The following is a 22,852-nucleotide window of genomic DNA, read 5'->3' as shown; positions in this document are numbered from 1 at the left end:
CGACAGCATGAGCCATGACCCCAACCCGGCCCAGACTCTATCGGCCGGGCTATCCGACACGGCCACCAAGGCCGCCGGCCAGGAATCGCTGGCCCCACAGCAGACCCGCATCATGGGTCGTACCTCCTATCTGCTGGCCTGGTTCGGCGGCTGCGTGTCGATCGGTACCTTCACCATGGGCTCCAGCGTGGTCGGCACGCTGAACCTGGTGCAGGCGACGCTGGCCATCGCCATCGGCTGCTTCGTGATCGGCATCGCACTGGCGTTGAACGGTGCCGCCGGCTACAAGTACGGCATTCCCTTCATGGTCCAGGCACGCAGCGCCTTCGGCTTCAGTGGCACCCGGCTACCGGGGCTGGTACGCGCGGTGCCCGCCATCGTCTGGTACGGCTTCCAGAGCTGGATCGGTGCCGGCGCCCTGAACATGGTCTCGGCGACCCTGTTCGGCTTCGACAACCTGATCTTCTACTTCATCGCCTTCCAGTTCCTGCAGATCGCCCTGTCGGTGACGGGCTTTCAGGGCATCAAATGGCTGGAGAACATCGGCAGCGCCTTCATTCTGGCCTCGCTGGTCTACATGTTCTACAGCACCGTGCAGCGCTACGGCGACCAGCTCTCGACCAGCATGCTGACCATGGACGGCTCCTGGGGCATGCCGTTCTGGGGTGCCACCATGCTGTTCCTGGGCATCTACAGCACCATGATGCTCAACGTCAGCGACTACTCCCGCGAGCACAAGGAGGGTAGCGGCCCGGGCCTTCTGACCACCCTCTACGCCATGTCGATCCTGCCCTGTACCCTGTTCATGGGGCTGATCGGCTATATGGTCTCCGAAGCCACCGGCGTCGCCGATCCCATCAAGGTGTTCGCCAATGCGGTCGACAACACGCCGCTTTTGATGACCACCCTGCTGTTCATCGCCTTCGCCCAGGTCACCACCAACGTGCTCAACAACGTGGTGCCGCCGACCTATGTGCTGATGGATACCTTCAAGCTGAAGTACCGCACGGCCACGGTGGTCGTCGGTCTGCTGGCCTTTGCCACTTTCCCCTGGGAACTGGTCAAGGATGAGTCCGCCGCCGGCCTGCAGGTGTTCGTGCAGACCTACTCCGCCTTTCTCGGCCCTATCTTCGCCATCCTGGTGGTCGACTACTATCTGATCCGCCGCCGCACCCTGGATCTCGGCAAGTTGTACGACGAAAGCGGGCCCTACCGCGGCGTCAACCTCGGAGCGGTGATCGCTACCCTGGTAGGCGTGATCGCGGCCTTCAGTCTCTCCACCGTCTCCTGGTACGCCAGCCTGATTCCGGCTGGGCTGACCTACTTCCTGCTGATGAAGTACTGGTCTCCATGCCAGCGCTTCTGCAGCTGAGGCCACGACATCAAGGTTAAAGACAGGGAGGGTAAGGTTGCCCTCCTGGAGCGGGCTCGCCGCAACGCAGGGCCTGGCATGAATCACAATGACAACGGGCCTTCATCATGACCGATCAAGAATTGAACATCCGGCATATCGACCGGACGCTATACAACGACGACCTGGCCCCCCTGGCGAAGAGCAAGCGCAGCTGGGGCTGGTTCGAGATCTTCAATGTCTGGGCGAACGACATCCAGAGTCTGTTCGGCTATACCCTGGCCGCCTCGCTGTTCATCTCCTATGGCCTCAACGGCTGGGCCGTGATGGCGGCGATCATTCTGTCCGGCTTCGTGGTGATGTGGCTGGTCAACCTGAGCGGCAGACCCAGCGTCAAATACGGCATCCCCTTTCCGGTGATGATCCGCGCCAGCATGGGCGTCCGAGGTGCCAACCTGCCGGCCATGCTGCGCGCCATCATCGGCATCTTCTGGTACGGGGTGCAGACCTACTTCGCCTCGACGGCGCTGACCCTGCTGCTGACGGCGCTGTTCGGCGACCCGGGTGGCCAATGGCTGGGCATGTCGGCCATCGGCTGGCTGTCGTTCGTGGTCGTCTGGCTCTTTCAGATCGCCCTGTTCTGGCAGGGTGTCGACAAGATCAAGCACTTCCTCAACTGGGCAGGACCGCTGGTCTATGCCGTCATGGTCCTGCTGATGATCATCGTCTGGTATCAAGCCGGTAGCGACCTGCTGCCCGCCATCAGCACTGTCTTCAGCACCAGCAGCGACTATCAGGGCAGCGCAATCGGCGCCTTCCTGACCATCACCGGCACCATGATCGCCTACTTCGCCGCGGTAGTGATCAACTTCGGCGACTTCTCGCGCTTCGTCAAAAGCGAGCGCGACATGAAGCTGGGCAACCTGCTGGGCCTGCCGCTCAATGTGGCCATCTTCTCCTTCATCGCCCTGATCATCACCGCCGGCACCCTGGTGCTGTTCGGCGAGCCGCTGACCAACCCCTCTGCGATAATCGAGCAGGTCGACTCGCTGCCGCTGACGCTGCTGGCCGCGGTCACCTTCTTCGCCGCGACCATTGGCATCAACCTGGTGGCCAACTTCATTCCGCCGGCCTATGACCTGGCCAACCTCTTCCCCCGACGGATCAGCTTTCGCATCGGCGGGCTGATCACCGCAGTGATCGCCTTCTTCGTCGGCGCCCTGTGGATCGCCGTGATCAGCCATATCGGCATCCCCGGCTTCGTCAATGCCCTCGGCGCGGTGATCGCCCCCTTCTACGGCATCATCGTGGCCGACTACTACCTGGTGAGACACCAGCGGCTGGATATTCAGGACATGTTCTCCAGCGACCCCGACGGCGCCTATCATTATGTGAAGGGCTGGAACCGGCGAGCCCTGGTAGCGTTTGGCCTGGCCGCGCTGTTCTCCATTTCCTCGGTGTGGGTACCGGCGCTGGACGTACTGGGCGGCTACGCCTGGCTGATTGGCGCCGCCCTGGGCGGAGGCATCTACTATCTGCTGATGAGGAAACAGAGCGACCGGAACGCGGTCACCACCTGACCGGGCCATCTCTCCCCCGCCACAAAAAAGCCCCCGCCATCGGCGGGGGCTGTGCATCTTGAGGCGTGTTGATGACGCTCTCGGCAGATCGCCTGTCAGCGCGAAAATATCGTGTAGAGATCCGGCGTCTCATCCTCTTCGCCATGGAGGGAGAGCGAAGCCTCGATAGCCTTGAGGTGGCGCCCCATGAAGGCCTGGGCGCGTTCGCCGTTACCCTTTTCCAGATAGCCCACCAGATCATCGTGATCATGGGACTCGCAGCCCAGATGGCCCGCATTGCCATAGACGGCGAGAATCAGCGAAGAGCGTGAGCACAGGCGCTCGACGAAAGCCGCCAGGGTGGCATTGCCGGACAGGCGCGCCAGATGGCCATGAAAGGCCGCCGAGAGCTTGATGGCTGTACTCTGTTCGCCGGCGCGCAGCGCCTCGCGCTCGCGGGTCGCCATGTCGCGCAGGGCACGGATATCCTCGCGGGTGATACGCCGGGTGATCTCGGGCATCAGGCCGCACTCGATCATCTGCCGGGCATCGAAGACGTCCTTGGCCTCATCAGCAGAGGGGCGCGTCACGCTGGCCCCACGACGCGGCGTCAGGGTCACCAGCTCCTCGAGGGCGAGACGCTGCAGAATCTTGCGGATACCGGTACGGCTGATGTCGAAGACATCGGCCAGGGCATCCTCCCGGAGTCGGGCCCCCGGCCTCAGGCGATGCTCGATGATGGCGTCGCTGATCGACTGGTAGATGACCTCGTGGCGCTCCGCGCCATCGCCGTCCTTGCCCGCCCTGCGACGACGCGCAGGCGTGGCCGCAGGCGGCTGGCCCGCCGCCATAGTGGCATCGGCGCGTTTCCCCATGCTGTCAGACTCCCTGAGTGCGTCCTTGCGATTGTATCGGCCGGGCGGTGGGATGCCCACGTCGCGGCGACTCAGCTGCCGCGGTAGGTCGAGTAGCCGAACGGCGACAGCAGCAGCGGCACGTGATAGTGCTCGTCGGGGGCATCGACCGTGAAACGGATCGGGATATCGCCGAGAAACCCTCCGGGCGCACCGCTGGCGGCGAGATAGTCGCCGGCCTGGAAGATCAGCTCGTAGCAGCCGGCGCGGAACTCGGCGCCGGCCAGCAGGGGCGCATCACTGCGCCCATCGGCATTGGTCCTCAGCCTGGCCAGCCGGGTGCGACGCTCGCCCTCGAGTCGGTAGAGATCGATGCACAGATCGGCGGCCGGGCAGCCGCGGGCGGTGTCCAGCACGTGGGTGGTCAGGTAACCAGAGTCGGTATCGCTCATGCACGCCTCGCGATCGGGAGCGGAGAAAAGGGGGCCACCGGCGCGCGCCCACCGCCCATCGCAGGGGAAAGGCTGGATCGACGCGGACACTTGGCGGTAGCTTTGGCACTATCTGACCCGTACGGCGCTCGTCGACGTGTCAGACGACCACCAGAATATGCCCCGTTGTCAGTGACTTCATTCAAAGCGGTTCGTATACAAGATTCAAGGGAAAGCCCATATGCCGGATCGTCTGCACCCGCGCCCGAGCCAGCTCACGCGCGAGGATTTCATCGCCACCTACGGCGATATCTACGAACACTCGGCGTGGATCGCCGCCGCCGCCTGGGACAGCGGCCTCGATGACCGCCACGACACTCCCGCGGGACTCGCCGCGCGGCTGCGCGAGCCGGTCGACGCCGCCTCCCCCGAGGCCCAGCTGGCACTGATCCGGGCCCACCCGGATCTGGCCGCCAAGGCCGCCGTAGCCGCGACCCTGACCGCGGATTCCCGCCGCGAACAGGCCGGTGCCGGGCTCGACCAGTGTACCCCGGAGGAGTTTGCCCGCTTCGAGCAGCTCAACGCCGCCTATCGCGAGCGCTTCGGCTTTCCCTTCGTGATCGCCGTACGCGGTCTCGATCGCCACGCCATTCTCGACGCCTTCGCACAGCGCCTGGAACAGACCCCGGAAGCGGAGCGCCATACCGCCATCGCACAGATCCACCGGATCGCCCTGCTGCGCCTGGAGGCACGCAGCATCAGCGCATGACGCCAGCCGCCGGCAAAGACAGCTCACCATCGATCGGGTTATCCTGAACAATGCCCGGCGCTGCCCCATGGCACGCGCCGGGTCTCTTTCTCAACCACGAATCTCAACCACGAGAGCGGCAGCGGGTGACGGAACAAAAGCGGCAGCGGGCGAGCGACACGGCGCAAGACACGACCCAGCAGCAGGAGCCGGAGACAGCCCAGCGACGGGCTACCGGCGGCAGCGGCGAGAAGCGCCGGGCGGTCGGCCGCCCGGCCGCCGGTGGCAAGAGCGCCGGCGGCCACAGCCAGTCGCTGGTGCGCGGTCTGACCATCCTCGAAGCGCTGGCCGCCGCGCCCAACGGGCTCGCGCTCTCGGAGGTCGCCGATGCCCTCGGCCTCGCCCCTTCCACCGCCCACCGGCTGCTGCAGGCGCTGCACCAGCAGGGCTTCATCACCCAGGATGGCACCAACGGCCTGTGGCGGATCGACGTCAAGACCTTCCGTATCGGCAACAGCTTCCTCGAGGCGCGCGATTTCGTCGCCACCGCACGCCCCTTCCTGCGCCGGCTCACCGCACTCAGCGGCGAGACCGCCAACCTGGGCATTCGTGACGACGGCATGGTGGTCTATCTGGCCCAGAGCGAGTCGCAACAGATGATGCGCATGATCACCCGCCTGGGCTCGCGCGCGCCGCTGCACGCCTCGGGCGTGGGCAAGGCGCTGCTGGCGTGGATGCCCGAGCAGGAGTTCGAGCGCGTCATGGGGGGGCGCGTCCTCGAAGGCGAGACCCCCAACACCCTCACCGACCTGGAGACGCTGCGCGCCCAGTTGGAGACGATCCGGCGCCAGGGCTATGCGGTCGACCGCGAGGAGCACGCCATCGGTCTCAACTGTGTCGCCGCCACCCTGCACGACGAGAGCGGCCTGCCGCTGGCGGCGATCTCGGTCTCCGGCCCGGTGGCACGGATCGACGACTCGCGCCTGCCCAAGCTGGCCGCGCTGGTCGCCGATACCGCCCGCGAGATCACCGCCAGACTCGGCGGCAAGACGCCCAGCGAACCACCGGCCTGAGGCGCGGGGCGGGCACCGCGACGCGCGACGGATGATCCCGGAGAGCCTCGGCGCTACACTATCGCCCGGCCAGACCGGCCCCGATACCGCCACCCGCCAGTGAGGTCCGCCATGTCCCCGCACCTGCTCTCCGTCGACTCTCTCAATCGCGACGCCGTGGATCATCTGATCCGCCTCGCCGAGCGCATGGAACCGATCGCTCAGCGGCGCCAGGTGACGCGGGTGCTGGAGGGGGCGGTGCTCGGCAACCTCTTCTTCGAGGCCAGCACGCGCACGCGAATCAGCTTCAACGCCGCCTTCTGTCGCCTCGGCGGCAGCGTCTGCGACACCACCGGCTTCACCTTCTCCTCGATGGCCAAGGGCGAGTCGCTCTACGACACCAGCCGGGTGATGGGCGGCTATGTCGACGCCATCGTCATGCGTCACCCGGAGCAGGGCTCGGTGGCGGAATTCGCCGAGGCGACCCGGGTGCCGGTGATCAACGGTGGCGACGGCCCCGGCGAGCACCCCAGCCAGGCGCTGCTCGACGTCTATACCATCAGCAAGGAGTTCGCGCGGCTGGGCAAGCCGCTGGCGGGGGCGCATCTGCTGCTGACCGGGGATCTCAAGTATGGGCGCACGGTGCACTCGCTGATCAAGCTGCTCTCGCTCTACGCCCCCCTGCGCATCACCCTGGTGTCGCCGCCGGGGCTGGAGATGCCGCAGCATCTGGTCGACCTGGTGGCTTCCCGCGGGCACCGGATCGAGACCCGGCCAAGCCTGGCCGAGGATTTCGCCGATGTCGACGTGATCTACGCCACGCGCATCCAGCGCGAGCGCTTCACCGCCGAGATGACCGAAAGCTTCACCGAGCTGACCGCCGACTTCGTGGTCGACCGCGGCTTCCTCGACCGCCGCTGCTCCCCCACCACCGTGGTCATGCACCCGCTGCCGCGGGACAGCCGCCCCGGTGCCAACGACCTCTCCACCGATCTCAATGGCGACCCGCGCCTGGCGATCTTCCGCCAGACCGACAACGGCATCCCCATGCGTATGGCAATCTTCGCCCATCTGCTCAAAGTGGAAGAGGAGATCGCCCGCGACCTGCGCGAAGTGCGCTGGTTCGTGCCGGAGACCTTCGGCGTCGACGATCGCGCGCTGAAGGCCCAATAAGAGCGCATGTCCAAACCTTCTGACACTGGGCGCCGGGGGCAGGACAAAGCGAGGGTCCTTTGCCAGGGATGGCAAAGGTAGCGCCCAGGGAGGGGGTCACAGCGCCCTCGCGACGCCCTGCCCACGTGGTCTGGCGGTTGTGAAAGGTCTTCTAAGACAGGCGGGATCGAGCGGCAGGCGTGACACCCGGATGCAGTGTCACGCCTGCGCGCGGGTGAACCAGTTCTCCAGGATGAGCTGCGCGGCGATGCCGTCGACACCGCGGTCGCGGTAGTTGCCGCGGTGGCCACCCTGGGCGGCGATCTGCTTGGCCGCCTGGGTGGTGCCGCGCTCATCGAACATCTCGACAGGCTTGCCGAAGCGCCCGTGCAGGCGGTTGCCGAACTTGCGCGCCCGCACGCTCATCTCGGACTCGCTGCCGTCGTCATGGATCGGTAGCCCCACCACCAGCAGGTCCGGCTGCCACTCCGCCAGCAGTCGCTCGATCTGCGCCCAGTCGGGAATGCCGTCCCGCGCCGGCAGCGGGTCGAGCCCGCTCGCCGAGCCCAGCATCTCGTTGCCCACCGCCACACCGATCCGCCGGGTACCGTAGTCGAAGGCCATCACCAGACGTTGGCCGAGCTTGTCGCTGGCGCTACCGCCGAGGCAGGTCATCAGGCATGTCCGGCGTCGCGGGTCATCAGGTTGAGGTCGACCCCGAGACGCCCGGCGGCAGCCGCCAGGCGCTGCTCCGGCGGTTGCCGGAACAGGATGTCGCCGTCGCCTTCGACCGTCAGCCAGGTGTTTTGCTTGAGCTCGTCCTCGAGCTGGCCAGCCTTCCAGCCGGCGCAGCCCAGGGTGACCAGAAAGTGCTCCGGGCCACGCCGCTGGGCGATCGCTTGGAGCATGTCCATCGAGGTCGTCAGAGCGATGTCCTCGGCCACCTGGATGCTGGAGTCCCACTCGTCGGCGCTGCCGCGATGCAGGATGAACCCGCGGTCGCGATAGGTCGGGCCACCGTCGTAGACCAGGATCTCGTTGTGCGGCCCCGGCTCGGACTCGATGTCGAGCTGCTCGAACAGCCCCTGGAGGGTGAGTTCGGAGGGCCGGTTGACGATCACCCCCAGGGTGCCATCGTCATCGTGATCGCACAGATAGGTCAGGGTGCCGGCGAAATTGGGATCTTCCAGGTGCGGCATCGCCATCAGGAAGTAGTGTTTCAGGCTTTGCATGAGACTCCGTCGAAATCGCAGCGCGCCGCCGGCCTGCCGGCACGCCTGAGGTCAGCTTGCAGTGTAACACCCGCGTATCCCGACGTTGTCGTCGGGGCGACGGATGTCGCAGCGGCACCGGGAGCCGCGCGTCGCTCACGGCCACGCGGCGTGACAGGACACGCCGAGATGGGGTCGTGTCGCGGCGGAATCAAGCCAGACGCTTCTCGATCGCGGCCATCAGCAGCCCGGGGATGTCGGTACCGCGCTGGTCGTCGATCTCGCGGACGCAGGTCGGGCTGGTGACATTGATCTCGGTGATGTAGTCGCCGATCACGTCGAGCCCGACGAACAGCAGCCCGCGCTCGCGGATCGCCGGCTTGACCTGCTCCACCAGCCAGTAGTCGCGCTCGGTCAGCTCGCGGGAGACCCCGCGACCGCCAGCGGCCAGGTTGCCGCGGGTCTCGCCGGCACTGGGAATGCGCGCCAGGCCAAAGGGCACCGGCTCGCCGTCGACCAGCAGAATGCGGGTGTCGCCGTCCTTGATCTCCGGCAGATAGCGCTGGGCCATGATCTGGCGCTGGCCGCGCTCGGTGAGCTGCTCGATCACCGCGCCGAGGTTGCGCCCCTCGGGGCCGATATGAAAGATCCCGGTGCCCCCCATGCCATCGAGCGGCTTGAAGATGGTATCGCCATGCTCGGCCTGGAAGGCGCGCAGCACCGCCGCATTGGCGGAGACCACACTGGGCGGGATGCAGTGGGTGAACTGCTGGGCGAACAGCTTCTCGTTGCACTCGAATAGCGCCCGGGTCGGGTTGACCACCAGGGTTCCCTCGCGCTCGGCGAACGCCAGCAGGTGCACGGCGTTGAGGAAGTGTCCGTCCACCGGCGGATCCTTGCGCATCAGGATCACGTCGAGCTCACCCAGCGGCATCGCCTCGCGCTCGCCGAGGTCGAACCAGTGATCCGGATCGTGGTGCACATCGAGCGTGCGCACGCTGCCCATGGCGCGCCCCTCGTAGAGGTAGAGATCCTCCTGCTCGAGATAGTAGAGCGACCAGCCCTTGGCCTTGGCCGCCCACAGCAGTGCCAGGGTGGTGTCCTTCTTGTAGGCGATATCGGCGATGGGATCCATCACCACGCCCAGCTTGACGGTGTTCTGACTCATCGGTGAGGTCTTCCATGTCGGTGTGTCCCGCCGGCAGGCCGGACGGGAGAAGCGTGGCGCTCAGTATGCCCGAGCGCCACGCGCAGCACCAAGACACCGGCGCCCTAGTCCGCCCCCAGCCGCTGCCACAGAAAACGCCAGGCCAGCGCGCTCAACCGCGCCCGTTGGGCGCTGTCCGCAGCGCCACCGTGGCCGCCTTCGGTGTTCTCATAGTAGTGGATATCGCCTACGTTCATCGCTTCCATCTTCGCCATCATCTTGCGCGCATGCCCGGGGTGCACGCGGTCGTCGCGGGTCGAGGTGGTGAATAGTACCGCCGGATAGTCCACGCCCCCGCGCAGGTTGTGATAGGGCGAGTAGTCCTTCAGGAAGCGTTCCCAGTCGTCGCTATCCGGATCGCCGTACTCGGCCATCCATGAAGCGCCGGCGAGCAGCTGGTGGTAGCGGCGCATGTCGAGCAGCGGCACTTCACATACCGCGGCGGCGAAGTGATCCGGGTAGCGGGTGATCATGTTGCCCACCAGCAGGCCGCCGTTGGAGCCGCCTTGGATGCCCAGCTGGCGCGGTGTGGTCACGCCGCTGGCGACCAGGTCCGCGGCCACCGCGGCGAAATCCTCGAACGCCTTGTGGCGATCCGCCTTGAGCGCGGCACGGTGCCAGCGCGGGCCATATTCACCGCCGCCCCGGATGTTGGCCACCGCATAGGCACCGCCACGGGCGAGCCAGCAGCGCCCCACATCGGGGGCATAGTGCGGCGTGAGCGAGATTTCGAACCCGCCATAGCCGTAGAGCAGCGTGGGCAGCGCTGTTTCACGTGAAACGTCGTCGATGCCCGCCGGCAGCACCAGGAAATAGGGCACGCGGGTGCCATCGTCGCTGGTGGCGAAGCGCTGCTCGACCCGCATGCCACTGGCGTCGAAGAGAGCCGGTGCCTGCTTGATCGGGCTGGGTCCCGCGTTGGCGGTCTCGGCCTGGGCCAGGTCGAGGCGCGACAGCGTGGTCGGCGTCAGATAGTCGGTGACCACGACGAAGACCTCGTCGCTGGTCTCGTCGTCCACCGCTGAGAGACCCACCTCGCCGGTGGGCGGTAGGGTATCGAGCGCCAGGCTTGCCCATGCAGCCCCGGCGCGAGGTTCGAGGCGCACGAAGCGGTGTTTGACGTCTTCGAGAATATCCAGCACCAGATAGTGCCGGGTCCACTCGAACCCCTCCAGCGAGCGCCGGGCATCCGGCGTGAAGAGCACGCGGAAATCACGGGCACCGGCCTTGAACGCGGCGTAGTCGATCGCCAGCAGCGCCCCGCCGGGATAGCACGTCGCCGCCGGGGCCCAGTCATCGCGCAGCAGCACCAGCAGCCACTCGCGGTGCACGCTGGCCTGGGCCGAAAGCGGCAGGTCGAGCGGGACCTGGGTGCCATCGGGCAGCCGCTCGATCAAGCGCTGCTCGTAGAACGCCAGGGCGTGCTGGATGAAGTCGCGCTCGAAGCCGCGGGTGCGATCGCGAAAGGCGATCGCCATCAGGTCACTCTCCGCCGCCTCGAACAGCGTCTCCGCCGCGGCCAGCGGCTGCCCCCGCCGCCAGCGTTTGACGCAGCGCGGATACCCCGAGCTGGTGAGCGCGCTCTGCCCCGCGGCATCGGGGCCGAAATCGGTATAGACGTAGACACTGTCACGGTCGATCCAGCTCAGACCGCCCTTGGCCGCGGGCCGCTGAAAACCCTCCTCGACCCAGCGCTTGTTGATGAGATCGAACTCGCGGGTCACGTCGGCATCGGTGCCACCCGGGGAGAGCGCCACCAGCGCCCGTTCCCAGACGCCCGCCGGCGCCTCGGGCTCGAGGCAGCGCGCGCCATGCCACACCCAGCTCTCGCCCTCGGCAGCGTTGAGGGCGTCGACATCGATCAGCACTTCCCACTCGGGCTTGGCCTGGCAGTAGGAGGTCCAGTGGGTCCGCCGCCACACCCCGCGGGGGTGATCGGCATCCTGCCAGAAGTTGTAGTAGTGCTCGCCGCGCTTGACCACGAAGGGGATACGATCGTCGGCATCGAGGATCTCGCGCAGCTCGGCGGTCAGGTGATCGAGCTCAGGGCCGCCCAGGGCGTCGAGGGTATCGCGATTGTGCGCCTCGACCCAGGCCAGCGCCTCGGGGTCGTCGATCGCCTCCAGCCAGCGGTGCGCGTCGGCCTCGGCGCTCGAGCCTGCGCCCGCTGCATCGGGCGTCTCGGCAAGATAGGCAAATCCGGGAAAGCGCCGCATCGATAGTCTCCTGCTTGTCATCGTGGGGGTCGAGCCTCAGAGCCTACGCCACAGCCAGAGTTCCACCGAGTACCGATCTTCGCGCCAAGAACTTTCTCACCAGGATCTGTTCACCAGGACCTGCGCGCCGAGACCTTCACAATAGCCCCCACGTGCTTACCGTGACGCTGGCTCAGAAGTGGTCGACGGCGGCGGCGCGCCAGTCGGCCTGCCACGCCTCGGGAATCTCATCCCCCAGCAGTTGGCCATCTTGCAGCCGCGGCAGCTCGAACGCCGCATAGCCACGCGCTGGCGCATAGCTGCTGCGGTGGCGGATATGGTCCGGAGTCAGCGCATCGAAGCGCTCGAGCCCCATGGCACCGGTGATCGCGGCGAAGCCATCCAGGGTTGCGCGGTGGTAGCGCGCCACCCGCTCCGCCTTCTCCGGCACGTTGATCGCCCGCGCCCGCTTGGGGTCCTGGGTTGCCACGCCCGTGGGGCACTTGTTGGTGTGGCAGCGCCGGGCCTGGATACAGCCGACCGCAAACATGAACGGGCGCGCGGCGTTGCACATATCGGCGCCGAGCGCGGTCTTGACCACCATGTCGTAGCCCAGGGCGACCTTACCGCTGGCGACGAGGCGGATCTTGTCACGCAGCCCGGCGCCGCGCAGAGCGTTGTCGACGAACGGCAGCGCCTCGTCGATGAAGACACCGAGGCGGTCCGAGAACTCCTGGGGCGCCGCACCGGTGCCGCCCTCGGCGCCATCGATGACGATGAAATCGACCAGCGTGCCGGTCTCGATCATCGCCTTGCAGATACCCAGAAACTCGTGGCGCACGCCGAGACACAGTTTGATGCCCACCGGCTTGCCATCGCAGAGCTCGCGCAGCTGGGCGACGAACGCCATCAGTTCACGCGGGTTGGAGAACTCCGGATGCCCGGGGGGCGAGGCACAATCCTGGCCGGCCTCGATCTGGCGGGTGCTGGCGATCTCCTGATTGACCTTGGCCCCCGGCAGCAGCCCACCGTGAGAGGGCTTGGCCCCCTGGGAGATCTTGATCTCGACCATCTTGACCTGCTCGAGGCGCGCCTTGTCGCGGAAGGTCTCGGCATCGAAGCGGCCATTCTTGTGGCGGCAGCCGAAGTAGGCGGTCCCCAGCTCCCAGATCAGGTCGCCGCCGTGCTTCTCATGGTAGGGGCTGATCGCCCCCTCGCCGGTATCGTGGGCAAAGCCGCCCTGCTTGGCCCCCAGGTTCATCGCCTCGATGGCGTTGCCCGAGAGCGAGCCGAAGCTCATCGCCGAGATGTTGAGGCGCGACGAGCGGTAGGGCCGCGTGCACTGGGGGCCGCCGATGGTGATGAAGCGCTGCTCGTCGGCCACTTTGCGCGGCGCCATCGAGTGGAAGGAGAAGTTGTAGCCGGCGGCATCGACGTCACGGATGGTGCCGAAGGGCGAGGTATCGCCGGTGCCATCGGCGCGGGCGTTGATCAGGTTGCGCTGCTCGCGGGAGAAGGGCCGCCCGCTGGTCTCGGATTCGAAGAAGTACTGCCGTAGCTCGGGGCGCACGAACTCGAGCATGTAGCGCAGATGCCCGATCAGCGGGTAGTTGTAGAGCACGTTGGCGGTGGAGCGCAGATCGCGCCAGCCAATCAGCGCCAGCGGCACCCACAGCAGCAGCAGCCAGAGCCAGGGGTGCCAGACCACGCCGACGGCGAGAATCAGCGCCAGCGTCACGGGGACGAGGAGGTAAAAGAGTCGACGGTACATGTCGTGGTGTCCATCCGAGGAGTCGGACCTTCAGTGTTGGTCGCGGTGACCGATTGTTCAAATCGGTAACCTCGCATTCATCACGGTGTGTCCGTCACCCTCCGCCTACCCGAGGCGCCTTCTCCTTCGCTGTTCGATCCTCGACCGCTGTGTTCGCCCTTCGATACGCGTATTTGTCCGACATTAATCACTCAATATCTGACATAAAGACCATCGTCGACTGTCGTCCTTGCCCGCTTCGTGCCACTTTGAAGCTTCACATCATGGAGGTATCTCTAATGGACGGCTGGACGCAAACCCTGTCGGCCGGGCCGCTGCTCGGCATCGCCGCCGCCGCGATCGCCCTGCTACTGGTCCTGATCATTCGCTTTCATCTGCACGCCTTCCCCACCCTGGTGCTGGTCAGCCTGCTGACCGCCTTTGCCACCGGCATCCCCGCCGGCGCCATCGTCGATACCATGACCGACAGCTTCGCCGGTACGCTGGGCTCGGTGGCGCTGCTGGTCGGCTTCGGCGCCATGCTCGGCAAGCTGGTGGAGCACTCCGGCGGCGCCCAGGTGCTGGCCGAACGCATGGTGTCGCTGTTCGGCGAGTCCCGCGCGCCGTTCGCGCTGGGTATCGCCTCGCTGATCATGGGCTTTCCGATCTTCTTCGATGCCGGCCTGATCGTGATGCTGCCGATCATCTTCGCGGTGGCCAAGCGCCTCGGCGGCCCGGTGCTGCTCTACGCCCTGCCGGCGGCGGCGGCCTTCTCGGTGATGCACGTGTTCGTGCCGCCCCACCCCGGCCCGGTCACCGCCACCGAGCTCTATGGCGCCAACCTGGGCCTGGTGCTGCTGGTGGGGATCCTCATCGCCTTCCCGATGTGGTACCTCTCGGGTTACCTGTGGGGGCGTTTCGCCGCCAGCCGCTTCGACTTCAAGCTGGAAGTCAGCCTGTTCGGCGGCCAGGACAACGACACGATCGAGAATCCGCCCAGCGTGGGCACGGTCATCGCGCTGCTGCTGCTGCCGCTGGCGCTGATCTTTCTCAATACCGGGCTCGATTTCGCCCGCGCCGCCGGCGTAGCCGACAGCGACGCCACCTGGTTCCAGTTCCTCTCCTCGCTGGGTGAGACGCCGATCGCGCTGCTGATCTCGGTATTGGTGGCGATCTACGTGCTGGGCAGCCGCCGCGGTGAAGGTGGCAGCGCGCTGGAGAAGATCGTCGACTCCTCGCTGGGGCCGATCTGCTCGGTGATCCTGATCACCGGCGCCGGCGGCATGTTCGGCGGGGTGCTGCAGGCCTCGGGTATCGGCGATGCGCTCTCCGATTCGATGAGCAACCTGGGCATGCCGGTGATCGTCGCCGCCTATCTGGTCGCGGTGGTCATGCGCCTGGCCCAGGGTTCGGCCACGGTGGCGCTGGTCACCGCCGCCGGGCTGATGGCGCCGGCGGTGGCCAGCGGCGACTTCTCCGCCATGCAGGTGGTCGCGATCACCCTCGCCACCGCCGCCGGCTCGGTGTTCGCCGGCCACGTCAACGACTCCGGCTTCTGGCTGGTGGGGCGGCTGTTGGGCATGGACGTCAAGACCACGCTGATGACCTGGACCGTGCAGCAGGCGCTGGAGTCGATGGTCGGCTTCCTCCTGGCCGGCGTCGTCTACCTGCTGTTCTGATCCGGCCGGCAGGCATCATCAGTGCCCGATACGGGCAGCCTACAGACGCCCCGGCCACGCGCCGGGGCGTCTGCGTATCGTCGCGAATATCGGCACGACTCACGCCTGGCCCGATGGCTCATGCCCGCGGGCGTAGAAGCGTTGAATGCTGGAGAAGTCGTAACCCTCGCCACCGGCGGCGGCGTGAAAGCCGTAGAGACTCTTGGCCAGCGCCCCCAGCGGCGTGGTCGAGCAGCTCCTCAGCGCGGCCTCCTGGGCCAGACGTAGATCCTTGTTCATCAGCGCCACACCGAATCCCCCCTGATAGTCATGGCTGGCCGGCGCCTCGGGCATCACCCCGGGCCAGGGGTTGTAGACCTTGAGCGCCCAGTTGCTGCCGGAACTCTCGGCCATGATCGCCGAGAGCACGGCGGGATCGAGACCATTGTCGACACCGAGCTGCAGCGCCTCGGCAGTACCCGCCATGAGAATGCCCAGCAGCATGTTGTTGCAGATCTTGGCGGTCTGCCCGGCACCGCTGTCGCCGGCGTGGAAGACGTTGCGCCCCATCGTCTCCAGCAGCGGCCGGGCGCGCTCGACCGCTTCCGCCGGGCCGCCGCAGATGAAGGTCAGGGTGCCGGCGCGGGCCCCACCCACGCCGCCGGAGACCGGGGCATCGATCAGCACCCGCCCCAGTTCGTCGGCACGCGCCGCCAGCGCCCGCGAGGTGGCGGCATCGATGGTGGAGCAGTCGACGATCAGCGCCGCCGGGTCGATCGCGTCCAGAATACCGGCATCAGCCGCGCCATCGCCCAGATAGAGCCCCTGGGCCGCCGCCGCCGAGGGCAGCATGCTGATCACCACCTCGGCCCCGGTGACCGCCTCACGCGGCGAGGCCGCGGCCGTCGCGCCGCTGGCCACCGCCGCCTCGACCAGCGCCGGCAGCAGGTCGAAGACGCGTACCGTATGGCCCGCCTGGATCAGATTGGCGGCCATGGGCCCGCCCATGTTGCCGACACCGAAAAATGCGATATTCATCGTCCGCTCTCCCCTGAGATGGCGTATTCGTCTCTCGTCCTGACCTACCCGTCTCTCTCGTTCTCACGTATCTGCCCCAGGCCCTGACCTGTCCGCCCAGGGCCGGGCTCATCCGTTGTGGCGACGTCTCACTGCAGCTGTATGGAAAGATTGGGCCCGGCCACGGCTTCCTCCTCGAACCAGCGGCTGGTGACCGTCTTGGTCTCGGTGTAGAAGCGCACCGCCTGCTTGCCGTAGGCGTGCTGATCGCCATAGAACGACCCCTTCCAGCCGGTGAAGCTGAAGAAGGGCAGCGGCACCGGAATCGGTACGTTGACGCCCACCTGGCCCACCTCGACCTGCTGCTGGTAGCGCCGCGCCGCCGCCCCACTGGCGGTGAATATCGAGGTGCCGTTGCCGTAGGGACTTTCGTTGACCAGCGCGATCGCCTCATCGAGGGTGTCGACACAGAGACAGCAGAGCACCGGGCCGAAGATCTCCTCGCGGTAGATCGACATCTTCGGGGTGACCTCGGTGAACAGCGTCGGCCCCACCCAGTTGCCATCGGGCAGCCCGGCCACCTGGCAGTCGCTGCCATCGAGCCGGCAGGTGGCGCCCTCCGCCTTGCCGCGGGCGATCAGGTCGAGAATCCGCGCCTTGGCCTGGGGGCTGATCTGTGGGCCATAGGCGGCGTCGGGGTCGTCCCAGGCGCCGGGGCGCAGGTCCGCGAAGGCGGCGGTGAGCGGCTCGATGCACTCCCGCGCGCTACCGACGAACACCGCCACGCTGATCGCCATGCAGCGCTGACCGGCGGCGCCGCAGGCGGCCCCCACCAGCGCGTTGACCACCTGCTTCGGGTCGGCGTCCGGCATCACCACCATATGGTTCTTGGCCCCGGCGAAGCACTGGGCGCGCTTGAGGTGGTCGGTGGCGGTGCGGTAGACGTGCTGGCCCACCGCCACCGAGCCGACGAACGAGACCGCTGCGATCTGCGGATGGGTGAGCAGCGCATCGACCTGCTCACGGCCACCATGGATCACCTGCAGCAGGTCCGGCGGCGCGCCGGCTTCGAGAAACAGCTCGGCCAGCCGGTTGGGGGTCATCGGGTCCTGCTCCGACGGCTTGAGCACGAAGGCGTTGCCGCAGGCGATCGCCAGCGGAAACATCCACAGCGGGATCATCGCCGGGAAGTTGAACGGGGTGATCCCCGCGCACACGCCCAGCGGCTGGGTCCACGAATGGGTATCGATGCCGCGGGCCACGTTCCCCAGCGTCTCGCCCATCATCAGCGCCGGCACGTTGGCGGCCTGCTCGACCACCTCGATCCCGCGCCACACATCGCCCTTGGCATCCTCGAAGGTCTTGCCGGTCTCCCGCGAGAGCCCCACGGCGATCTCCTCCTGATGGGCCTTGAGCAGCGCCTGGTAGCGCATCATCAAGCGCGCCCGCTCGCTCACCGGCACCTCGCGCCAGCGCTCGAAGGCCGCCCGCGCCGAGGTCACGGCGCGCTCGATCTCGTCCGGGGTCGCCGCTGGCGCCTCGCACAGCACCTGCTGTGTGGCGGGGTCGGTGACCGCCATCCAGTGTTCGCTGTCGCTCTGGGCGAAGGCGCCCGCGATCAGTTGGGGTAGTCGTAGGGTCATGGTCCGCTCCTGAAGCGCTGGCGAACCGCGCTGGCGCGGGTGGGCGTGGAGGGCATGCGTGTCACCGCCGGCGCCGCTCGGTCCGTCTGCGAGGGCGATCTCGAGCCCCGTCGCGCAGGGGATCTTCGATCAATGGCTAAGGTGTAACACGCCCCTGGCGGCCATAAGATGGCGTAAATTGCCGGGAGATGGACAATGTTGCGCCAGTCCCTGCCACCATTGTCGGCCCAGACCTCGCCCTGGCCGCTGCCGCTGAGTGGACGCCGGGTGGTGATCCCTCAGACTGCGATCGCGGCGCTGGAGACCCACCCGCTGTGCCGCGAGTGCCTGCCCCACGGGGTCGGCTTATACCCCCACGCGGCCGGCCACCATATGCAGCGGTCGGCACCGCGCGATCATCTGCTGATCTACTGTGAAGCGGGTTCGGGAATGGTGGAGTGCGCGGGTAAGCTCTCTCCGGTGCGCGCCGGCGACGTGCTGCTGCTGCGCCCGCAGCGGGGGCATCGCTATCGTGCCAACCCGCGCGATCCGTGGACGATCTATTGGGTGCACCTGGGCGGCACGGCGGCGGCGGACTATTTCGATGCCATCGCCGAGCCGCAGGACGAGGTGTGCATCAAGATCGGCCACCATCCGCGGATCGTCGCCGAGTGGGAGCTGCTGCTGTCGGTGGTGACACGCTTTCGCACACTGCCGCTGATCCACGCCGCCAATCAGCTCAAGGCGCTGCTGACCTACATCGCCCTGGTGCGCCACCAGCGCGACGCACGCCACGCGGCGCTGGACGTCTCCCGGGTCAACGCCTGGCTGCAGGCGCACCTCGACCGCCGGGTGGAGCTCGCCACCCTGGTCGACGCCACCAGCGAGCTGTCGCGCTGCCAGTTCATCCGCGAGTACAAGCGCCAGACCGGGCAGACGCCGATGCAGGCGTTCCAGCACTTCAAGATCAGCCGCGCCTGCTACCTGCTCGATGTCACCACGCTCAGCGTGGGCCAGATCGCCGCCGACCTGGGCTACGACGATCCCTACTATTTTTCGCGTCAGTTCAAGAAAGTGATGGGCGTGGCACCGCGGGACTATCGCCGCGAGCACGCCACGTCTTGAGCCTCCGGGCCCGGGGCGATGCTCCCTGGATGCGCGTCACCGCCGGCCGCCGACTGTCCCACGGGTGGCCAGTGTTCAGACCGAATCTAGAGATCGCCGAAGTAATGCTGCAGCAGCGTCAGTGCCACCACCGGGGCGGTTTCGGTGCGCAGGATGCGCGGACCGAGGGTGAGGGGCTGGAAGCCGGCATGGCGTGCGGCCGCGACCTCGGCGTCGGTGAGACCGCCTTCGGGGCCGATCAGCAGCGCGGCGCTATCGAGCGCATCCGCGTGGCGCCAGCTGTCGTCGGTGGCGGGGTGGAGCACCAGGCGCAGCTGCTCGTCGCGGGCACCGAGCCAGGCCTCCAGCGGCTGCGGCGGGTGCACCGGCGGTATGCTGGCACGCCCGCACTGTTCGCAGGCGCTGACCGCCACCCCCTGCCAGTGGGCAAGCTTCTTGGCCTCGCGTTCGCCCTTCAGGCGCACGTCGCCGCGCTCGACGTAGAGCGGGGTGATCGCCGCCACGCCCAGCTCCACCGCTTTCTGGATCGCGTAATCCATGCGGTCGCCCTTGGAGATCGCCTGCCCCAGATGCACCGCCAGCGGCGACTCGCCGCGGCCGGGTTCGAGCGTCTCGATCCGCGCGACGACGCGCTTGCGCCCGGCTTCGATCAGGCTGGCCTGGGCCTCGAGCCCGGCACCGTCGAAAAGCTTGAGCGGGGCGCCCACGCCCAGACGCAGCACCAGCGCCACGTGACGCGCGGCGCCCTCGGGCAGAACGACGTCGCCGCCGACCCGGAAGTCGGCGGCGACATGAATGCGCGGTATGGCCATGGCGCGCTTACTGCGTGGTGTCGCTGGCCTGGGCGGCGCGCTGCTGCTTCTGGGCGTACATCGCCTCGAAGTTGACCGGCGCCAGCATCAGCGGCGGGAAGCTGCCGCGCCCGACCAGGCTATCGATGCACTCCCGCGCATAGGGGAAGAGCACGTTGGGGCAGAAGGCGCCCAGGGTGTGGTCGAGCTGCGCCCCGTCGAGGCCCGAGATGCGGAACAGGCCAGCCTGCTCGACCTCGACCAGGAAGGCGGTGGCGTCGTCTTCGTTGTTGGAGACCTGAGCCGTCACCTTGACCACGACCTCGTAGAGATCCTCACCGACCGACTCGCTGGTGGTATCCAGATCGAGGCCGACCTTGGGCTTGAACGGCTGCTGGAACACGCGCGGTGAGTTCGGGGCCTCGAACGAGATGTCCTTCACGTAGATACGCTGCAGGGAGAACTGGAGCTGCGGCTGTTCCTGCGTGCCCTGCTGATTGTTGTCTTCCGCCATGGTGCGTTTCCTTTGGGTTAGATCGGAGCGGTTGGCGTGTGGCCCGCGGTCGGTAGCGGGCCCGGCTGGCTAGCACGGGCCGCCCTCATCCGCCGACGAGCGCGTATCGGGTCGGCTCAGCGCTTGACCACCGGCAGGCTGTCGGCCTGCCACTGGGCCATGCCGCCCTTGAGCTTGTAGACCCGCGAGAAGCCCGCCTGGCTCAGCTCGGTGACCGCGGTCGCCGAGCTCTGGCCATGCTTGCAGACCACCACCACGGGTTGGTCCTTGTGCTTCTCCAACTGGCCCAGGCGCTCCTTGAGCCGGGCCTGGGGGACGTTCTTGGCGCCGGCGATATGGCCGGCCTTGAACTCGGCGCTGTCGCGGATATCGATGACGACGCCATCTTCGCGGTTGATCAGCGTGGTCGCTTCGCTGGTGGAGACGCCGGAGGCGCTGCCACGCTTGGCCTCGAACGCCAGCCACGCGAGCAGTACGACCAGGAAGGCGCTGACCAGCAGCGGATGATTTTCAACGAATTCGAACAACTGATCGATCATGGGTCTGCCGACACTCTCAAAGCGGGAATGCTGGGGCCGGAAGCACCGGGCCGCAAGACGCGGCGGCGCGGCTCCCGGCGCGCGTGGCCATGCGCTGGCGCGGCACCTGAACCCAGGCAAAAGCACCACGCTGGCTGACACTCAAAAATGACTGCATAAACGCCTGCACGCGCGAATGGCTGCGCTGCGCGGTACGCGAGAACTCGCCTGACACCGTGTCATGTCTCGTTCTGTGCGTGCCGTGCGCCGTGCCTTTCCGCGGGTTCGGCGATCTATTCAGCGCTTTCCTCACGGCCCGTTTTCGGGCGCCGGCCATTATACACGAGGCGGCAGCCGAGACGAGGCGCACGCAGGCTGACCCGATGCCGCGGGTGCGCTATGCTGCGAGGCCGGGGCGTGGCCGTGCCCGCCGCCCTGCGTATCGTCGCCCTGAGTGTTTTCCGTTCATCCGATTTTACCGAGGCTTGTCATGACAGAGACATCCACGCCGCGCCCCGTGGCGCTCTTGATTCTCGACGGCTATGGCCAGAACGACGATAGCACCGCCAATGCGGTCGCCAGGGCCAGGACGCCGGTAATGGATCGGCTCAAGCGCGACTACCCCAACACCCTGATCCACACCGATGGTCCCTATGTCGGTCTGCCCGAGGGGCAGATGGGCAACTCCGAGGTCGGCCACATGAACATCGGCGCCGGGCGCATCGTCTACCAGGACTTCACCCGGATCACCAAGGCGATCGAGGACGACGAGCTGGGCCAGATCGCGGCCCTGACCACGCCGATCGACGACGCAGTCGCCAACGACCGTGCCGTGCATCTGATGGGCCTGCTCTCGCCGGGTGGCGTGCATAGCCACGAAGATCACCTGCTGGCGGTGGCCGAGCTCGCCGCCGCCCGCGGCGCCAAGCGCATCTACCTGCACGCCTTCACCGATGGCCGCGACACCGCGCCCAAGAGCGCCGGTGCCTCGATCGAGCGCGCCAACGCCAAGCTCGCCGAGCTGGTCGGCAGCGACAACGGCTTCGTCGCCTCGCTGGTGGGCCGCTACTACGCCATGGACCGCGACAACCGCTGGGATCGGGTCGAACAAGCCTACCGCCTGATCGCCTTCGGCGAGGCCGAGCAGGTCGCCGAGAGCGCCGAGGCGGGTCTGGAAGCGGCCTACGAGCGCGGCGAGACCGACGAGTTCGTCAGCGCCACCGCGGTACGCCCGAACGGTGACAAGCTCGCCATTGCCAAGGGTGACGCCGCGCTGTTCCTCAACTTCCGTGCCGACCGCGCCCGCGAGCTGACCCGCGCCTTCGTCAATCCGGATTTCGATGGTTTCGACCGCGGCGAGCGGCTGACCCTCGCGGGCGATGGGCTGGTGATGTTGACCCAGTACGCCGATGACATCGACACTCCGGTCGCCTTCCCGCCCAAGGATCTGGTCAACACCCTGGGCGAAGTGGCCGCAAGCCATGGGCTCAAGCAACTGCGCATCGCCGAGACCGAGAAGTACGCCCACGTCACCTTCTTCTTCTCCGGTGGCCGCGAGGAGCCGTTCGACGGCGAGGATCGCGAGCTGATCCCCTCGCCCAAGGATGTCAGGACCTACGACGAGAAGCCGGAGATGAGCGCCTTTGAACTGACCGACACCCTGGTCGGCGCGATCGAGAGCGGCAAGTACGACCTGATCATCTGCAACTACGCCAACGGCGACATGGTCGGGCACACCGGCGATCTCGACGCCGCCACCAAGGCGGTGGAAGCGGTCGACGTCTGTCTCGGCCGAGTGGTCGAGGCGATCCAGAAGGCCGGCGGCGAGTGCCTGGTCACCGCCGACCACGGTAACGCCGAGCTGATGACCGATCCCGAGACCGGCAATCCGCACACCGCTCACACCACCTTCATGGTGCCGCTGGTCTACGTGCCTCGGGATCACGACTCGGCCGAGCTGCAGGCGGATGGCCGCCTGTGCGACCTCGCACCGACGCTGCTGCATCTCTTGCGCCAGCCGGTCCCCGAGGAGATGACCGGCCACGTGCTGATCAAGGGGGCCTGAAGCGGGCATGGCGGCAGCGCGACGTGACACCG

Annotated in this window: 20 protein-coding genes; 8 read left to right on the top strand and 12 right to left on the bottom strand. The window is 67.1% G+C overall.

Translation table 11 applies throughout. From position 1 onward, the window contains the following. The first annotated feature begins 7 nt into the window (after window positions 1–7). Window positions 8–1,372: an NCS1 family transporter gene (locus tag DOM66_RS08515; protein ID WP_110673654.1), complete on the top strand. Its 1,365-nt coding sequence runs from the start codon at window positions 8–10 to the stop codon at window positions 1,370–1,372. A gap of 107 nt (window positions 1,373–1,479) precedes the next feature. Beyond that, window positions 1,480–2,931: an NCS1 family nucleobase:cation symporter-1 gene (locus DOM66_RS08510; RefSeq protein ID WP_110689867.1), complete on the top strand. Its 1,452-nt coding sequence runs from the start codon at window positions 1,480–1,482 to the stop codon at window positions 2,929–2,931. Between the two features lie 95 nt (window positions 2,932–3,026). Here the strand turns inward: DOM66_RS08510 and DOM66_RS08505 are convergent, their stop codons facing one another. Both DOM66_RS08505 and uraH read right to left on the bottom strand, forming a co-directional pair. Further along, entirely contained in the window at window positions 3,027–3,761 is a 735-nt protein-coding gene (locus tag DOM66_RS08505) for a GntR family transcriptional regulator (protein WP_110673985.1), read from the bottom strand. A gap of 95 nt (window positions 3,762–3,856) precedes the next feature. Then, window positions 3,857–4,216, bottom strand: coding sequence for a hydroxyisourate hydrolase (gene uraH / locus DOM66_RS08500; protein ID WP_110689866.1), 360 nt, complete (start codon window positions 4,214–4,216; stop codon window positions 3,857–3,859). A 220-nt stretch (window positions 4,217–4,436) separates the two neighbouring features. Here uraH and uraD point away from each other — a divergent pair, with 220 nt between their 5' ends. From uraD to pyrB, 3 genes are all read left to right on the top strand, one after another. After that, the gene (uraD, locus tag DOM66_RS08495) at window positions 4,437–4,964 is read left to right on the top strand and encodes a 2-oxo-4-hydroxy-4-carboxy-5-ureidoimidazoline decarboxylase (RefSeq protein WP_110673657.1); all 528 of its coding nucleotides are present in this window, start codon (window positions 4,437–4,439) and stop codon (window positions 4,962–4,964) included. Between the two features lie 125 nt (window positions 4,965–5,089). Further along, window positions 5,090–6,016: an IclR family transcriptional regulator gene (locus DOM66_RS08490; protein ID WP_245392400.1), complete on the top strand. Its 927-nt coding sequence runs from the start codon at window positions 5,090–5,092 to the stop codon at window positions 6,014–6,016. Window positions 6,017–6,127: 111 nt separating this feature from the next. Further along, window positions 6,128–7,168 carry an aspartate carbamoyltransferase gene (gene pyrB / locus DOM66_RS08485; protein WP_110689864.1) on the top strand — a complete coding sequence of 347 codons (1,041 nt, stop codon included), beginning with the start codon at window positions 6,128–6,130 and terminating at the stop codon, window positions 7,166–7,168. Between the two features lie 198 nt (window positions 7,169–7,366). On the opposite strand, the gene ruvX is transcribed toward pyrB, so the two are convergent. The 5 genes from ruvX to DOM66_RS08460 form a co-directional block, all read right to left on the bottom strand. Continuing rightward, entirely contained in the window at window positions 7,367–7,822 is a 456-nt protein-coding gene (ruvX, locus tag DOM66_RS08480; RefSeq protein ID WP_110689863.1) for a Holliday junction resolvase RuvX, read from the bottom strand. Continuing rightward, window positions 7,822–8,379 (bottom strand): YqgE/AlgH family protein, encoded by a 558-nt coding sequence (locus DOM66_RS08475; protein ID WP_110689862.1) that lies wholly within the window; start codon window positions 8,377–8,379, stop codon window positions 7,822–7,824. The genes ruvX and DOM66_RS08475 overlap by 1 nt, the downstream gene beginning before the upstream one ends. A 190-nt stretch (window positions 8,380–8,569) precedes the next feature. Further along, window positions 8,570–9,526: a glutathione synthase gene (gene gshB, locus DOM66_RS08470; protein WP_110673662.1), complete on the bottom strand. Its 957-nt coding sequence runs from the start codon at window positions 9,524–9,526 to the stop codon at window positions 8,570–8,572. Between the two features lie 104 nt (window positions 9,527–9,630). Beyond that, a complete protein-coding gene (locus DOM66_RS08465; RefSeq protein WP_110689861.1) occupies window positions 9,631–11,781 on the bottom strand; it encodes a prolyl oligopeptidase family serine peptidase in 2,151 nt (716 codons plus the stop codon). Window positions 11,782–11,953: 172 nt separating this feature from the next. After that, entirely contained in the window at window positions 11,954–13,531 is a 1,578-nt protein-coding gene (locus tag DOM66_RS08460; RefSeq protein ID WP_110689860.1) for an FMN-binding glutamate synthase family protein, read from the bottom strand. Between the two features lie 278 nt (window positions 13,532–13,809). Here DOM66_RS08460 and DOM66_RS08455 point away from each other — a divergent pair, with 278 nt between their 5' ends. Continuing rightward, window positions 13,810–15,189, top strand: a complete 1,380-nt coding sequence (locus DOM66_RS08455; RefSeq protein ID WP_110673665.1) for a GntP family permease — start codon at window positions 13,810–13,812, stop codon at window positions 15,187–15,189. Window positions 15,190–15,288: 99 nt separating this feature from the next. Here DOM66_RS08455 and mmsB read toward each other — a convergent pair whose 3' ends face one another. After that, a complete protein-coding gene (mmsB, locus tag DOM66_RS08450; RefSeq protein ID WP_110689859.1) occupies window positions 15,289–16,206 on the bottom strand; it encodes a 3-hydroxyisobutyrate dehydrogenase in 918 nt (305 codons plus the stop codon). Between the two features lie 128 nt (window positions 16,207–16,334). After that, entirely contained in the window at window positions 16,335–17,828 is a 1,494-nt protein-coding gene (locus tag DOM66_RS08445) for a CoA-acylating methylmalonate-semialdehyde dehydrogenase (protein WP_110673667.1), read from the bottom strand. A 195-nt stretch (window positions 17,829–18,023) separates the two neighbouring features. Here DOM66_RS08445 and DOM66_RS08440 point away from each other — a divergent pair, with 195 nt between their 5' ends. Continuing rightward, window positions 18,024–18,932, top strand: coding sequence for an AraC family transcriptional regulator (locus tag DOM66_RS08440; RefSeq protein ID WP_110689858.1), 909 nt, complete (start codon window positions 18,024–18,026; stop codon window positions 18,930–18,932). An 86-nt stretch (window positions 18,933–19,018) separates the two neighbouring features. Here the strand turns inward: DOM66_RS08440 and DOM66_RS08435 are convergent, their stop codons facing one another. The 3 genes from DOM66_RS08435 to DOM66_RS08425 all read right to left on the bottom strand — a co-directional run bounded on the left by DOM66_RS08435 (window position 19,019) and on the right by DOM66_RS08425 (window position 20,776). Continuing rightward, the gene (locus DOM66_RS08435) at window positions 19,019–19,744 is read right to left on the bottom strand and encodes a 16S rRNA (uracil(1498)-N(3))-methyltransferase (protein ID WP_110689857.1); all 726 of its coding nucleotides are present in this window, start codon (window positions 19,742–19,744) and stop codon (window positions 19,019–19,021) included. A 7-nt stretch (window positions 19,745–19,751) separates the two neighbouring features. Then, a complete protein-coding gene (gene secB / locus DOM66_RS08430; protein ID WP_110673670.1) occupies window positions 19,752–20,237 on the bottom strand; it encodes a protein-export chaperone SecB in 486 nt (161 codons plus the stop codon). Between the two features lie 116 nt (window positions 20,238–20,353). Further along, the gene (locus DOM66_RS08425; RefSeq protein ID WP_110689856.1) at window positions 20,354–20,776 is read right to left on the bottom strand and encodes a rhodanese-like domain-containing protein; all 423 of its coding nucleotides are present in this window, start codon (window positions 20,774–20,776) and stop codon (window positions 20,354–20,356) included. A gap of 469 nt (window positions 20,777–21,245) precedes the next feature. Between DOM66_RS08425 and gpmI the strand changes: the two genes are divergently transcribed. After that, entirely contained in the window at window positions 21,246–22,820 is a 1,575-nt protein-coding gene (gene gpmI, locus DOM66_RS08420) for a 2,3-bisphosphoglycerate-independent phosphoglycerate mutase (RefSeq protein WP_110689855.1), read from the top strand. Window positions 22,821–22,852 lie beyond the last annotated feature (32 nt).

Origin of the sequence: Salinicola endophyticus (assembly GCF_003206575.1) — a bacterium.
In the GTDB taxonomy this organism is placed as follows: Bacteria; Pseudomonadota; Gammaproteobacteria; order Pseudomonadales; family Halomonadaceae; genus Salinicola; species Salinicola endophyticus.
The sequence above is the reverse complement of the archived record's forward strand: the minus strand, read 5'-3'. Positions and strand labels throughout refer to the sequence as shown.

Bases quoted from the DNA above. Each gene is read 5' to 3' on its own strand.
- DOM66_RS08515 (WP_110673654.1), top strand. From the start codon at position 8: ATGAGCCATGACCCCAACCCGGCCCAGACTCTATCGGCCGGGCTATCC.
- DOM66_RS08510 (WP_110689867.1), top strand. From the start codon at position 1,480: ATGACCGATCAAGAATTGAACATCCGGCATATCGACCGGACGCTATAC.
- DOM66_RS08505 (WP_110673985.1), bottom strand. From the start codon at position 3,761: ATGGCGGCGGGCCAGCCGCCTGCGGCCACGCCTGCGCGTCGTCGCAGG.
- uraH (WP_110689866.1), bottom strand. From the start codon at position 4,216: ATGAGCGATACCGACTCTGGTTACCTGACCACCCACGTGCTGGACACC.
- uraD (WP_110673657.1), top strand. From the start codon at position 4,437: ATGCCGGATCGTCTGCACCCGCGCCCGAGCCAGCTCACGCGCGAGGAT.
- pyrB (WP_110689864.1), top strand. From the start codon at position 6,128: ATGTCCCCGCACCTGCTCTCCGTCGACTCTCTCAATCGCGACGCCGTG.
- ruvX (WP_110689863.1), bottom strand. From the start codon at position 7,822: ATGACCTGCCTCGGCGGTAGCGCCAGCGACAAGCTCGGCCAACGTCTG.
- DOM66_RS08475 (WP_110689862.1), bottom strand. From the start codon at position 8,379: ATGCAAAGCCTGAAACACTACTTCCTGATGGCGATGCCGCACCTGGAA.
- gshB (WP_110673662.1), bottom strand. From the start codon at position 9,526: ATGAGTCAGAACACCGTCAAGCTGGGCGTGGTGATGGATCCCATCGCC.
- DOM66_RS08465 (WP_110689861.1), bottom strand. From the start codon at position 11,781: ATGCGGCGCTTTCCCGGATTTGCCTATCTTGCCGAGACGCCCGATGCA.
- DOM66_RS08460 (WP_110689860.1), bottom strand. From the start codon at position 13,531: ATGTACCGTCGACTCTTTTACCTCCTCGTCCCCGTGACGCTGGCGCTG.
- DOM66_RS08455 (WP_110673665.1), top strand. From the start codon at position 13,810: ATGGACGGCTGGACGCAAACCCTGTCGGCCGGGCCGCTGCTCGGCATC.
- mmsB (WP_110689859.1), bottom strand. From the start codon at position 16,206: ATGAATATCGCATTTTTCGGTGTCGGCAACATGGGCGGGCCCATGGCC.
- DOM66_RS08445 (WP_110673667.1), bottom strand. From the start codon at position 17,828: ATGACCCTACGACTACCCCAACTGATCGCGGGCGCCTTCGCCCAGAGC.
- DOM66_RS08440 (WP_110689858.1), top strand. From the start codon at position 18,024: ATGTTGCGCCAGTCCCTGCCACCATTGTCGGCCCAGACCTCGCCCTGG.
- DOM66_RS08435 (WP_110689857.1), bottom strand. From the start codon at position 19,744: ATGGCCATACCGCGCATTCATGTCGCCGCCGACTTCCGGGTCGGCGGC.
- secB (WP_110673670.1), bottom strand. From the start codon at position 20,237: ATGGCGGAAGACAACAATCAGCAGGGCACGCAGGAACAGCCGCAGCTC.
- DOM66_RS08425 (WP_110689856.1), bottom strand. From the start codon at position 20,776: ATGATCGATCAGTTGTTCGAATTCGTTGAAAATCATCCGCTGCTGGTC.
- gpmI (WP_110689855.1), top strand. From the start codon at position 21,246: ATGACAGAGACATCCACGCCGCGCCCCGTGGCGCTCTTGATTCTCGAC.